Below are 13937 nucleotides of genomic sequence, written 5' to 3' on the forward strand. Positions count from 1 at the left end.
CAATATTGACTTCCTGAGTAATTGCCAGAGTTAGTGATATTTATGACAGTTAATATCTGACATTAAATGAAGCAAGTATGAGCAAAAGAAATAACTAACATTCAGTTATTGTTAATTGGCCTCTCATTGATTTAAATGATGATTTAAAATACGGCGATAAATCCATCAGACAGGATGCAAGCTATTGCTTTCACTGAACAAGAGTCGGTAAACTGCAGCTGTCAGTTTTTTGGTATAATCACATGCAACATTTGTCATTTTTTTGGCTCTCTCCGGAGCGCGACAACATTCTCAAAGGTCTTGAGAGCGAGTTTTTCGAGAGAGTTAAAGTCTCTATTTCCTCACGCAAGATCTCTTTGCCTCCTATTCCCGAGGCCGTCATCACCATTCAGCGTTTGAGTATAAAAGAAACTACAAATATTTCTGACATTGCTGAGTGCCTGCTCGAAGACCCGAGCTTAGCTGCTACTGTCATTAAGGTTGCTAACTCAGTTATCTTTAACAGACGTAACATCACCTGTACTGATTTAGTCACTGCAGTCTCACGCCTAGGTATATTGCGCGTACGCGACATTGTTACCGCACAGGCAATCGAGCAGCTCAAACTCTCCGTTAAGTTTACCCCTTCATGCAAAGCGATTCTTGCGCAGAGTGCGCACTGCTCTCGTGATCTTGGCGCCACGATGGTTCTCGTTCTTAAACAACTAAAAGAGCTCGAGCCTGAAAGCTACCGCTTGGTTGATATAGACAAAGCACTGTTAGTTGGCTTACTCGCTGACATCGGGTTGTTTAGTCTCGTTAACGAATACCACTTCTATCTAGAAGAGGGAAATTACCTAAATCAAGAACTCGCACTCCCTGTTTTCGAATCACTGTGCAGCGGTGCAAGTGAACTCGTCTTACAAAACTGGGGCTTTGATTACGACTTCATCAATGTCGCCACCAACCGAGCTACATCGAAGACAGAATCAACCTTTAGTTACCTAGATTTAGCTCGTGTCGCGAATCATGTTCTTTTGCATCGTAAAGGGGATGAAAGCATCGATGACCACTTTGTTGAAATTGATGCAAACGGGGCTGAAGTCCTGTATAACCTCAGTAACTTAGATGATTCGGAGTTCTCTAGCCAACTGGCAGATGTACTCATGTCGAGTGGGCTTTAATCCGCACTAATTACTCGCAGGCTTGTGCTTATGTTTTCAGGGATGATATTTATCTTCACCCCCCTTTTTTTGGGGTACTTATTTGTTGTGCGCAACGAGAAGCGACTGAACTTAGTCAATCGTACAACATCCTACCTCATCTATATCATACTGAGCTTAATGGGCTTAAGCCTCGCTGCACTCGATAACCTAGGCTCCAACCTACAGCTGATCCTCACCTATACAGTGACGTTTTTTGTGTGCATCGGCATTGCAAACCTATCGGCTCTACCGATTATAGACAAATATCTGCCGATTCAAACTGATTCCACACACAAGAAAGTGCCTTTGTCTCAAATGGCACTTGAGTCGATTAAGCTCATCTTTGTCGTGGGGGGAGGCCTATTTGCTGGATTATTACTGCCAATAAGTCTCGGGTGGGTTGATGCCGCAAGTGAGGGCATTCTTATTGTATTGCTGTTCTTTATCGGTATTCAGCTAAGAAACAGTGGTTTAACGCTAAAGCAGATTATTCTGAACAAACAAGGCATGGTCCTTGCGCTGGTCATTATTCTGACCTCATGGCTCGGAGGAGTTACAGCGGCATGGCTACTGGATATTTCTATTTACCAAGGACTCGCAATGGCATCGGGTTTCGGGTGGTATTCTCTATCTGGGATTTTAATGGGTGATGCTTTCGGGCCCGTATTCGGTGGCGCATCATTTCTGATTGAACTTGCTAGAGAATTGGTTGCTCTGGTTATGATCCCAATGTTGATTCGCCGCCTGCCATGCACGGCTATCGGCTATGCAGGCGCTACCGCTATGGACTTTACCTTACCGGTCATTCAAACCACCGGCGGTGTGCGCTGTGTCCCTGTTGCAATAGTTAGCGGGTTTATTCTTAGCTTACTGGTTCCGGTTCTTATGTTATTCTTTGTTTCTCTTGTTGCGTAAACGTAAAAAAACAAACGATAAGGATATATCATGAAACGTTATGCTGTAGCGACTCTTACTGCCCTACTCTCATTAAATGCCTTTGCTGCTGATAACACTGACTGTTACAGCAACAAGTACGATGCCTACGTGGATGCATCATTACAATGGTACCAAGATCTCACTAACTTAACCGTTGAAAAATACCCCGAGTTAGCAGAGGTCAGTGATTGGTTTATGCAAGGAAGAAAAAACCATTTCGAACTAAACCGTACCGCTGTTCATTACTACTTAATGGCAGAGCCGCAGAAAATCGCAACAGAGCAACCGGTCGAGTCATGGTTAAGCCTTGAGCAAAAAGAGGTGAAAGCGATGACTGAGAGAGATGACCGATTAGGTGACGTCGCTCGAGCGACCTTTGAAGATCGCCAAGCTAAGCCTCATGCTCAAAATTACGAATTACGCTCTGCTTTCGCAGACTTGCTCAGCCACCCTACCGAGATTCAACCTTTGTTGAACAAATACAACCAATCTATTGAACAAATTCAAAGCAAAAGCTGTAACAATTAGAGCAAGTGACGAAAATGAAAGCATACTTCTCCAAATTGTTGCAGACACACAACAATTTTTGGTTTAGATTGTGCTGCTCGCTTTGGTAAGAACACGCGAAAGAGTTATGGATCAGAAAACCGCAGACGTAAGCTTTGATAGTCTTCTTAGAATCTTCACCGTGCCAGAAGGGCCAGATTCTACGTTGACACAAATTGAAGCCAAACTATCTCAAAACCTCAATCACTTTCTCCGAGAACATATTGTCGCGGAGGAAAAACCCCTACGTGACATTGAGAAAGACTTTTCTGATCCAGCTATTCCAGAGCAACCACAGTTTGTCTCTGACCATACGCAACACTTGCTTGATACACTTGTCTCTCACTCGGTTCATACTTCTTCACCAAGCTTTATCGGTCATATGACCTCTGCACTGCCTTATTTCTTGATGCCGCTTTCAAAAATCATGATCGCGCTGAATCAAAATCTGGTAAAAATCGAGACGTCAAAAGCATTCACGCCACTTGAACGCCAAGTACTCGGTATGCTACACCGCCTAATCTACAGTGAAAAAGAGTCTTTCTACTCTCAGTGGATGCACAGTGCCAACCACTCACTGGGGGCATTTTGTTCCGGTGGAACCATCGCCAATATTACAGCGCTGTGGGTGGCTCGTAACAACGCACTAAAAGCCGAAGGCGACTTTTCTGGTGTGGAAAAAGAGGGCCTATTTGCCGCGATGATGCATCATGGTTACAAAGGCTTGGCGATACTCGTATCAGAACGGGGTCACTATTCTCTAAAAAAAGCTGCGGACGTGCTAGGTATTGGTCAAAAGGGCTTAGTTGCTGTCAAAACGGATAGTAATAACCGTATTGTTCCAGAGGCTCTCAAAGAAAAGATCGTTGAGTTAAAACAACAAGGCATCAAGCCATTCGCGGTTGTTGGCGTTGCGGGGACAACAGAGACAGGCAATATTGATCCACTTCGCGCCATCGCCGAGATTTGCGCACAAGAAGAGTGTCACTTCCACGTTGACGCAGCTTGGGGCGGTGCCACTTTGATGTCAAACAATCACCGTCACCTTCTTGATGGTATCGAGCTTGCCGATTCTGTGACCATTGACGCGCACAAACAGCTCTACATCCCTATGGGTGCTGGTATGGTGTTGTTTCGATCGCCTGAAGCCATGAAGTCCATCGAGCATCACGCGCAATATATCCTTCGCAAAGGCTCCAAAGATCTTGGCAGTCATACACTAGAAGGTTCACGTTCAGGAATGGCGATGTTGGTATATGCAGCAATGCACATCATCAGCCGACCAGGTTATGAAATGTTGATCGATCAAGGTATCGAAAAAGCTGACTATTTCGCCAACCTTATCCAACAGCAAGCGGATTTTGAGCTGATATCACAACCAGAACTCTGCCTACTCACCTACCGCTACGTACCAAAAAATGTTCGTGAGGCGCTAAAACTGGCTTCACCAGAGCAGCAAGATAAAATTCATCAACTTTTGAATGAGTTAACCAAGTTCATTCAAAAGAGGCAACGCGAAACCGGCCGGTCATTTGTATCTCGTACCCAATTAAACCCAATTCAATGGGCTTTGCGCGACACCATCGTATTCAGAGTGGTATTAGCTAACCCATTGACAAGCAAGGATGTTCTGACCAAAGTATTGGAAGAACAGCGCCAGATAGCCACAAAAGTGCCAAGTTTAATCAACAAATTAAATGAGCAATGCCTGGCGATTCAGAGCGCGCCTCAAACGACGACATCTAACTAATCCTTGTCATCGTTAGGACTTTGTTGTGTTTTATAGGCCCTACTGAAAATTTATTTCTATAATCTTGTAAGTAAACCAACAAAATGTGGAAAATCTCACAGTTTTTTGGCCAAAAAACTCCCATTTGATGCCGGAAATCGTAGTTTTCTTAAATTTTGTTTGAGGCTTGTCATATTATCATTAATTAGATAATGGATTTAGTTTTTAACGGTTTATACTGAAGTTTGTGGCGCTGGCGGTCGTTTTAAGTGCGGTTTACTTTGATAAAACCCACATTGTTGTAACCAGTGAGTTGTTCTCCATTCCCTCGTGAACATTATGAATACATTAGAAAAAATTCAAAATAACATTGAAAACTTTAGTAAGTCTGAGCGCAAAGTTGCTGAAGTCATAATGGCGTCACCTCAGACAGCTATCCACTCGAGCATTGCTACCCTGGCAAAAATGGCCGACGTGAGTGAACCGACGGTGAACCGTTTCTGTCGTCGTTTAGACACGAAAGGATTTCCAGACTTCAAACTGCATTTAGCCCAAAGCTTGGCGAATGGCACCCCTTACGTAAACAGAAATGTTGAAGAAAGCGATGGGGCTGAAGCATATACCCACAAGATTTTTGAATCTACAATGGCTTGTCTGGACGTTGCTAAGAATAGCCTTGATTCTATGCAAGTAAACCGAGCTGTTGACCTACTGACACAAGCAAAACGTATTTCATTCTTCGGTCTCGGCGCTTCATCATCTGTTGCTCGCGATGCTCAAAACAAGTTCATCCGATTCAATATTCCAATCAGTTGCTTTGAAGATATCGTGATGCAGCGTATGCAGTGCATTAACTGCACCGATAACGATGTTATTGTCCTGATTTCTCACACTGGCCGGACTAAGAGCTTGGTGGAGATCGCCCATCTAGCACGTGAAAACGGCGCTACTGTGATTGCGATTACGGCAAAAGATTCACCTCTCGACAAAGCAGCATCACTATCCATTACGCTTGACGTACCGGAAGATACTGACGTCTATATGCCAATGGCTAGCCGAGTCGTTCAAATGACAGTGATCGATGTACTCGCGACTGGCTTTACACTACGCCGTGGCTCGGGCTTCAGAGAAAACCTACGTCGTGTTAAAGATGCTCTAAAAGATTCTCGTTACGAGAAAATCAATCCGCTATAAAACTCCATGTATTCAAATAAAAAGACCTTCTCAAATGAAGGTCTTTTTGTTTATCTTACCCAGCTTAAATATCGCTGGTTTCAACACTAGAATCATGGACAAGCTCCACCAGTAAGCAGTCGTCCTCAGTATCTTGCCGCTTTTCACAATGTCCATCACACTGACATACCGACTCAAGTATGCTCACCAGTCGCTCACTATCTAAAGTACTCGCATTTCCTTTGATATCGACCGACTTCAGTGCACTTTCAGCAACAAGTTCAAACGTGGTGCTACACACACCAAACTCACGTAAATCAGGGATATCTAAGCGCGACAGAATACTCTCAACCCAGAGTACCGCATCATGAAGGTTCGCATTCTGACGACCTGTCAGTATCTGAGCCATTTTTTGGTATCGCTCGAGGATCAATTCTTCACCATTCGCCTCTGCATTCAAAATATTCTCTCGCATAACGAACGGAGCTAACCGAGCGGTTATCACTCCATGCGGTGCTTTTAGTTCTCCGCCAAGCACTGAAGCTAACCCGTGAATACCCCCTAGTTTTGCGTTTGTTAAGGCCATTCCCCCAAGCATTGCTGCAAAAGAGAGGTCTTCACGTGCTTTATGATCGTCATGTAAGCAAGCGTCCGTTACCGAGCGGCTCAAGCGTCGAAACCCCTCTTCACACAACATATCACTAAATGGATTAGGCTCGTTACAAACATAAGCTTCCATCAGATGAGTAAAGGTATCCATTGCTCCCCGAGCAGATATCGCTTTACTGGTACCATAGGTTAGCGTTGGATCAATGATCGCTACTTTAGGCAACATATCGGCATCGCGCAGACTTACCTTGATGCGATCTTGCCCTGAACGAAGCACCGCATTTTTAGTCACCTCACTACCTGTACTTGCTGTAGTAGGAATCGCAATCACGGGCAAGGGCCTTGTTTTTAGCGGAACGTTACGACCCACGGTTTCAACATAATCGTAGACATTACCTTGATTAGGAATAACTGCAGCAAGGGCCTTACCCATATCAATAACACTGCCCCCCCCAAAAGCAACAATAACTTCTGGGTTGAACTTGCGCCCCAATACTGCCGCTTCTTCTACCATGGTGATATTAGGTTCATTTCCGACCGCGATATGCTGATAACGTAACTGCTGCTTAACCAGATAGTCGAGCACCACTGAACTGCGCTGTATACCTTTACCCGTCACCAGCAGTACGCTGTAACCATAGTGGCGAATCATTGACAAGGACTGAGCCAGCGACCCTTCTCCAAATATGACACGCCCACTGGTCATAAAATTGAACATAGACTCTCCCTTTTCTATTTCTTTCTCTAAGTTGATCATTAACTATCTAAACAATAATCGGTTTGACCTAGTGCAAAGCTTTCCATTTGTCCCTATTAAATTTAGGGTAATTTTGAGAAATATCACATCTGCTAAAAAGTAATCAATAGCTTTTGTCTATCGCTGTAACAGGCATTGCCCCCTTTATTTTATGACTGCGATCAGGCATAGTTGTTCCCATAAAACAAAGGAGAAAAGTTTATGTTTGTTGTTATCTTTGGTCGCCCTGCTTGCCCTTACTGTGTTCGTGCAAAAGAGTACGCTGAAACACTGAAAGAAAAGCGTGATGATTTTAACTACCGCTATGTAGACATTCACGCAGAAGGTATCTCAAAAGCAGACCTTGAGAAGACAGTAGGTAAGCCAGTAGAAACTGTGCCGCAAATCTTCGTTGACCAAGAGCACATCGGTGGCTGTGATGACTTCGAAGCTTACGCAAAAGAGCACCTAGGTCTATTCGCTTAATCAACTCGATTGAATTATTATCAAACCGCTGTTTTTACGGCGGTTTTTTATTATTTCTTAAACCCGAAAGTTAACAAAATCCCCATTTGGTGAGGCATGTGCAAATTTTTATGCATTTAGGGTAATTTGTGCTTATCATTTACAAATAAATCAGTACAATTCGCACACTTCCTGTCCACCCCTTACAATCTGGTTCAAAGCCGTGAACATTGACGTTGTTAGCCTCTTAGAGCACAACCCTATTCTTCTCATCTTCGTAGTCCTTGCGATAGGACTTGCGATCGGCAAAATCCGTTTCGGAAATTTCCAACTTGGTAACTCAATCGGTGTATTGATCACTTCATTAGTTATGGGACATCTTGGGTTTACGTTTAACCCAGAAGCTTTAACTATCGGCTTTATGTTGTTCATATACTGTGTGGGTATTGAAGCGGGCCCAAACTTCTTCGGTATTTTCTTTCGCGATGGAAAGCACTACTTCATCTTGAGTATGGTGGTGTTAGTAACGGCAATTTCAATTACTTACTTTGCAACTCAGTTTCTACACCTCGACCTTGGTTTGGCGACCGGCATGATGGCGGGGGCACTAACTTCGACACCAGTCTTAGTTGGCGCACAGGATGCGTTAAGTTCAGGACTTGCCGAAATCCCAAGAAACATGGATTTCGCAGCGGTACTTGAAAATCTCTCTGTCGGTTACGCAATGGCGTACTTAGTCGGTCTTATCAGTATGATCGTGTTTGCAAAGCTATTGCCTCGTCTGCAAAAGCAAAACCTATCGGACTCTGCACAGCAAATTGCGCAAGAGCGCGGCCTGGGCAGTTCTGGGCAACGTAAGGTCTACCTACCGATTATTCGCGCTTACCGTGTCGGCCCTGAATTGATTGACTGGACCGACGGAAAAAACCTGCGTGAACTGGGTATCTATCGTCAGACAGGTTGTTATATCGAGCGTATCCGCCGCAACGGTATTCTTGCCCATCCTGATGGTGACGCGATTTTGCAAGAGGGTGATGAAATAGCTCTCGTTGGCTTCCCAGACAGTCACGCCCGACTCGACCCAAGTTTTAGAAATGGCAAAGAGGTATTCGATCGTAACCTGCTTGACCTGCGGATCGTTGAAGAAGAGATCGTGGTAAAAAACGACTCGATTGCGGGTAAACGTCTTTCAGATCTCAACTTGTCTGAATACGGCTGTTTCCTAAACCGAGTGGTTCGAGCTCAGATAGAGATGCCAATGGACCACGATATCGTTTTGGCTAAAGGCGATGTAATCCAAGTCAGTGGTGAAAAGAGCCGCGTGCATGGCCTTGCGGAGCGTATCGGTTTTATCTCAATTCACTCACAAATGGCGGACCTACTCGCGTTTTGTAGCTTCTTCATTTTGGGCATTATGTTTGGCCTCGTCACGATGACTTTCGGTCAAGTCTCTTTTGGGCTTGGTAATGCGGTGGGTCTTTTACTTTCTGGTATCACACTCGGCTTCCTCCGTGCTAACCACCCAACCTTTGGCTATGTTCCACAAGGAGCACTGAACTTAGTTAAAGATTTAGGGCTTGCCTTCTTTATGGTGGGGATTGGATTAAGTGCCGGTGGCAAGATGTTTGAGCACCTTGCAGACGTTGGTTTCCAAGTTATCACACTCGCTCTAGTGATCAGTGTGGTGCCAGTGGTTTGTGCTTACCTAGTCGGCGCTTATATTCTAAAGATGAACCGTGCTCTGTTGTTTGGTGCGATTATTGGAGCTCGAACCTGCGCTCCCGCCATGGACATCGTTAACGACTATGCGAAATCAACCATCCCTGCATTAGGTTATGCCGGCACCTACGCCATCGCCAATATCTTAATGACGTTGGCAGGCACGATACTCATCATACTCAACTAATCGGTTGAAACTAAAACGGTGAGCTATTTAGCTCGCCGTTTTCATATTAAAACCCAAAAGACACCCGTCTACTTATGGCGCTCTTTAAGTTTGTTGATCACATCGTCCATTGATAGACCTTGATCTTGAAGTAACACAAATAGGTGATAAATAAGATCAGCTGACTCACAAACTAACTCCGCCTTATCGCCCGACGTCGCCGCAAGCGCGACTTCAACGCCTTCTTCACCCACTTTCTGCGAAATACGCTTGGTGCCACGGGCATAAAGGCTCGCGGTGTAAGATGACTCTGGGTCGGCACTCTTGCGGGCAGCCAATAGCTGCTCAAGTTGATGAAGCCACACCATCTGAGACTCTTCTTGCTTATCGCCATCCCAGCAGGTTGTAGTACCTGTATGGCAAGTTGGCCCAACCGGGTTCACTTTCACGAGCAGCGTATCTTGGTCACAATCAAGTGCAATGTTCTCTAATTGAAGGACATTGCCTGACGTTTCACCCTTAGTCCAAAGACGCTCTTTAGTACGAGAGAAAAAAGTAACATTACCGGTATCCGCCGTCTTGGCTAGCGCATCGCGGTTCATGTAACCCATCATCAGCACTTGACTAGATTGAAAGTCCTGAACGATCGCTGGTACCAAACCGTCCACTTTTTCCCAATTAATACGCTCTGCCAGTGCGCTTACTTCTGCCGCTGCAAAACTCATAGTCGCACCTCAATGTCCTGTTGTTTTAGATACTGTTTTAGCTCGCCAATGTTGATGACTTGCTTATGGAATACCGATGCAGCTAGAGCCCCATCAACATTTGCCTTTTGATAAGCTTCAGCAAAGTGCGCCATTACACCCGCACCACCTGATGCAATAAGAGGTACATTGCACACTTCTCGAACCATATTAAGCTGATCAATGTCGTAACCGTTACGCACGCCATCTTGGTTCATCATATTCAGGACAATTTCGCCTGCACCACGTTTTTGGACTTCTTGAACCCAATCACGAGTTTCCCACTGAGTGGCTTTCGTACGAGCTTCATCACCAGTAAATTGATAGACCTTGTATTTGCCAGTGTCTTTATCGTAATAGGAGTCGATACCCACCACGATACACTGCACACCAAACTTGTCAGCGAGGTCAGTAATCAGCTCAGGATTCGCCAGTGCAGGTGAATTGATTGACACTTTATCTGCACCGAACTCAAGAATTCTTGCAGCATCTTCAGCAGACTTGATACCGCCCGCGACACAAAAAGGAATATCAATGACTTCCGCAACACGCGCTACCCAGCTTTTATCGACAACACGGCCGTCACTTGAGGCGGTAATATCATAAAAAACCAGCTCATCTGCGCCCTCTTCAGCGTAACGCTGGGCAAGAGGAACGATGTCACCAATAATTTCATGGTTGCGGAACTGAACGCCCTTTACAACTTGTCCATCGCGAACATCAAGGCAAGGAATGATTCTTTTGGCAAGCATTGTTACAACACCTCCCAATTACGCATTTGATTCAAACTAAACTCCATTTCAAAGGTGTTGCTACCTGCGTCAGGCAAACCTCATGTTTGCCTGCAGATATGACTTACCTTCAATTTACACATTTTCAGAGGTCAGTAAAGGGCTATTAGCGATTCCGTAAAGAATTAATCTAAGTTATTACACCAATTTGTTTATGAAGCTTGCAGCTCCCCATATAAGGTTTGATATAACCCCTGTTGACCCACTAACTCACTGTGGCTGCCAGACTGCTTAACCTGCCCATCTTCAAGCACATAAATAACATCAGCTTGCCTTACTGCTGAGAGTCGATGAGCAACAATGAGTGTGGTTCGATTTGATAAAAAACGGCTCATGGCCTCATGCAACGCGGCCTCAGTGGCAGTATCTAGTGCGGAAGTTGCTTCGTCGAGGATGACAAATTGAGGGTCACTCAACACCATTCGCGCAATAGCCAAACGCTGCCTTTGGCCCCCAGATAGGCGCACACCATTCCTACCCAATTCAGAGTCCAGACCATCACTCAGTTGTTCTACCACATCTTTGAGCTGAGCCACCTCAAGAGCCTGCCACAATTGCTGGTCAGCATAACGTCCGTCATTTAGCGTCAAATTAGCACGAAGCGTATCGTTAAAAATGACCGGCTGTTGAAGCACTACTGCCATATGCTCTCGCAACGACTCATAGGTGACATCTTCTATTCGTTCTCCATTGACAAGAATAGCGCCACTCCCCTTTCGGTAGATACCCATGAGCAGTTGAATTAATGTCGATTTCCCCCCACCAGACGCACCGACAAGAGCAACACGTTTCCCCTTGGGAATCGTTAAATTCAGCTTATCAAGAACCTGTCGTTCATCGTCATATTGAAAGCTGACATCTTGTACTTGGATATCCAGAGGTTCACCTGTAACAAACGGTGAGACAGTAGGCATAGGTCGCTCTTCTTCTTCCAATGTCAGCAGGCTATTGAGTCTCTTCATTGCTGCTGAGGCACTAAACCAAGCGTATTGTACGCCCAACAGTTCCTGTACGGGTCCAAGCATGTACCAGAGATAGCCAAAAATCGCGAAGATCTGGCCAATCGAAAGATCACTGAATAACACCATGATCATCGCGGCAGCGCGGAAGATCTCAAACCCGATGAGAAACATCAAAAAGGACATTCGATTAGCGGCATCTGACTGCCAAGCATAACGATCCGCATCGTGACGAATGTTCTCAGCGTCCATCTTTAGTGATTCTAAAAAGGCTAACTCTCGGTTCGAAGCTCGCAATTGATAAAGCCCCTCTAATATTTCCACTAACTTGTGCTGAAAACGTTCAAAAGATTGGTTTTCTCTTTTTTTGAGATGCTTGACTCGCTGCCCTAATTTACGCGACAAATAGACAATCACAGGGTTCATCGCCAGAATAAACAAGCCCAGACGCCACTCCATCCACAGAAGAATGATTGCAGTCCCAACGATGGTGAGTACACCAATAATAAGTCGACTCAGCGTGTCTCCGACGAACTTATCTATCGTTTCAATATCCGTCACTAGGTGGGAGCTGATCCCGCCACTCCCTTTTTGCTCATATTGACGCATACTCACGCGTCCAAGCTTATCAAGCAACGATTGTCGAATATGGCAAGTAATACTCTTCGCAACCAGAGTAAACTGGCGATTTTGTACAATATTAAGCAGTTGACTTACGCAACGCATGACAATGATCATCAGCAAACACAACACAATGTATGCCGTGGGCATTTGCCAAGTCTCTGGCAGTAACTTGTCCATCCACGCAACACCAACACTCGGTTGATTGAGCAAAACTTCATCAACCATTAAAGGCAGAAGAAGCGGAATGGGCACGCTGATTAACGTAGCAACTATCGCTAAATAGTTGGCAATCACAAGCCGCTTTTTGTGCTTGATTGCCTGTTGATAGAGCCATTTGGGTGAAAGATAGCTTAAGCGCTCAGTGGTCACGCCTTACTCCATTATTAATCTGAACTATAAACAACGAAGCCCCACACAAAAAGCATGGGGCTTAGCAAATAAAAACAGGACTGAATTAGTTAGCCGCTTGTTCTTTTTCACGCTTAACATGACCTTCGGTAAGGTGAACAACATCCACCATATCAAAGCCATTCACATCGAATGCCTGACCAAACCCTTTTACATAGCGACCTTTCTCAGGTTGGATTTGGTAAAGGCGGAAATCACCCAAATTGCTCAGATTATCGATGATTTCACCGAACTTCTGCGTTAATGCACTAACACCCTCACTCCACAAGTTCGTTTCTCTTTCGACAAATTCTGCCTTCGCTTCAAAAGAGAGTCGCTTACGTGCAAAGATATGTTTCGCTTGTGCCTCATCTTCGATCAGCATGATAGACAGATTATTGTTCGCCTGTAGGTTCTTTCCATGAGGAGCAATATCACTCACTAAAATAAAAAAGCCGGATTCAGTGAAAGCAAACGGGACATAGCTGGCTGTTGGCAACTGATGACTATTGATTGTGGCCAACTGAAGTGTTTTGCAGTTGTCTCGAAACTCCTGCATTTCTGGTACAAGTCTAGATTGCAGTCGCTCTTGTTTGACTTCTGGGTTCATGTTCAACGTCCTTGTTTACTTCGTCATTGATAGCTTTAACGTGTTAAACGCTTCAATTTGCTCTGGGATCAGATTACGTGCTTTATCGCGGCCTAAATACACACGGAACACGCAGTTGCCATCTTGATTGAAAAACGCAATATGATGCGTTTCTGTACCGTGAAAAAGCTTACTCACGAAAGCGATATCTGTAATCAAGTCTAGCTTCAAATGCCCATGTAAGCCCGCTTTGCCCATAATGTTGTAGTAACCATGTGCCGTTTTTCCTTTAGGGAAAGGGCCTTTGAACTCAAAAATTGAACCAAATGAGTTTGTGATCGTTGTTACGTTACCCCATTCAGGTAGCTGGCTAAGAATCAACTCCGCATTCTCGCCTGCAATGGCCGTCACCATTTCTTCAGGCAGAGCTAAGCTCGCCTCTGCTTCACTCAGTGATAAACGAGTAGCAATATCAGTGACTGATAAGCTTGGCTCAGCTTGACATAACTCAGCAACCTTTTGCTTCGCTTCTTCAAATGTACAAGTGGTGTACATAGACTTCTCCTTAATTCACGCTGTCT

The 13937-nt window shown here is 44.8% G+C and carries 13 protein-coding genes; 7 read left to right on the top strand and 6 right to left on the bottom strand.

Going from position 1 to position 13937, the window contains the following annotated elements:
- Positions 1–242 precede the first annotated feature (242 nt).
- The 5 genes from GT360_RS09210 (at position 243) to GT360_RS09230 (ending at position 5589) form a co-directional block, all read left to right on the top strand.
- Entirely contained in the window at positions 243–1163 is a 921-nt protein-coding gene (locus GT360_RS09210) for an HDOD domain-containing protein (protein ID WP_164648578.1), read from the top strand.
- 30 nt (positions 1164–1193) lie between these two features.
- On the top strand, positions 1194–2099 hold the full coding sequence (locus tag GT360_RS09215; RefSeq protein WP_164648579.1) for a LysO family transporter: 906 nt from the start codon (positions 1194–1196) through the stop codon (positions 2097–2099).
- 30 nt (positions 2100–2129) lie between these two features.
- Positions 2130–2648: a hypothetical protein gene (locus GT360_RS09220; protein ID WP_164648580.1), complete on the top strand. Its 519-nt coding sequence runs from the start codon at positions 2130–2132 to the stop codon at positions 2646–2648.
- A gap of 106 nt (positions 2649–2754) precedes the next feature.
- Positions 2755–4416 carry a pyridoxal-dependent aspartate 1-decarboxylase PanP gene (panP, locus tag GT360_RS09225; protein WP_164648581.1) on the top strand — a complete coding sequence of 554 codons (1662 nt, stop codon included), beginning with the start codon at positions 2755–2757 and terminating at the stop codon, positions 4414–4416.
- Between the two features lie 318 nt (positions 4417–4734).
- A complete protein-coding gene (locus tag GT360_RS09230; RefSeq protein ID WP_164648582.1) occupies positions 4735–5589 on the top strand; it encodes a MurR/RpiR family transcriptional regulator in 855 nt (284 codons plus the stop codon).
- Between the two features lie 64 nt (positions 5590–5653).
- Here the strand turns inward: GT360_RS09230 and GT360_RS09235 are convergent, their stop codons facing one another.
- Positions 5654–6895, bottom strand: a complete 1242-nt coding sequence (locus GT360_RS09235; RefSeq protein ID WP_164648583.1) for an iron-containing alcohol dehydrogenase — start codon at positions 6893–6895, stop codon at positions 5654–5656.
- A 240-nt stretch (positions 6896–7135) separates the two neighbouring features.
- Here GT360_RS09235 and GT360_RS09240 point away from each other — a divergent pair, with 240 nt between their 5' ends.
- Both GT360_RS09240 and GT360_RS09245 read left to right on the top strand, forming a co-directional pair.
- The gene (locus GT360_RS09240; RefSeq protein WP_164648584.1) at positions 7136–7399 is read left to right on the top strand and encodes a GrxA family glutaredoxin; all 264 of its coding nucleotides are present in this window, start codon (positions 7136–7138) and stop codon (positions 7397–7399) included.
- 202 nt (positions 7400–7601) lie between these two features.
- The gene (locus GT360_RS09245; protein ID WP_164648585.1) at positions 7602–9284 is read left to right on the top strand and encodes an aspartate:alanine antiporter; all 1683 of its coding nucleotides are present in this window, start codon (positions 7602–7604) and stop codon (positions 9282–9284) included.
- Between the two features lie 68 nt (positions 9285–9352).
- Here GT360_RS09245 and hisIE read toward each other — a convergent pair whose 3' ends face one another.
- The 5 genes from hisIE to hutX form a co-directional block, all read right to left on the bottom strand.
- Positions 9353–9988 (bottom strand): bifunctional phosphoribosyl-AMP cyclohydrolase/phosphoribosyl-ATP diphosphatase HisIE, encoded by a 636-nt coding sequence (hisIE, locus tag GT360_RS09250; RefSeq protein ID WP_164648586.1) that lies wholly within the window; start codon positions 9986–9988, stop codon positions 9353–9355.
- Positions 9985–10758, bottom strand: a complete 774-nt coding sequence (gene hisF / locus GT360_RS09255) for an imidazole glycerol phosphate synthase subunit HisF (protein WP_164648587.1) — start codon at positions 10756–10758, stop codon at positions 9985–9987. Before hisF ends, hisIE begins: the two co-directional genes overlap by 4 nt.
- 191 nt (positions 10759–10949) lie before the next feature.
- Positions 10950–12749: an ABC transporter ATP-binding protein gene (locus GT360_RS09260; protein ID WP_164648588.1), complete on the bottom strand. Its 1800-nt coding sequence runs from the start codon at positions 12747–12749 to the stop codon at positions 10950–10952.
- A gap of 85 nt (positions 12750–12834) precedes the next feature.
- Positions 12835–13377, bottom strand: coding sequence for a heme utilization protein HutZ (hutZ, locus tag GT360_RS09265; RefSeq protein WP_164648589.1), 543 nt, complete (start codon positions 13375–13377; stop codon positions 12835–12837).
- Between the two features lie 15 nt (positions 13378–13392).
- Positions 13393–13911, bottom strand: coding sequence for a heme utilization cystosolic carrier protein HutX (gene hutX / locus GT360_RS09270; RefSeq protein WP_164648590.1), 519 nt, complete (start codon positions 13909–13911; stop codon positions 13393–13395).
- Between the last annotated feature and the right edge of the window lie 26 nt (positions 13912–13937).

The sequence above is a fragment of the Vibrio astriarenae genome (assembly GCF_010587385.1).
Lineage (GTDB): Bacteria > Pseudomonadota > Gammaproteobacteria > Enterobacterales > Vibrionaceae > Vibrio > Vibrio astriarenae.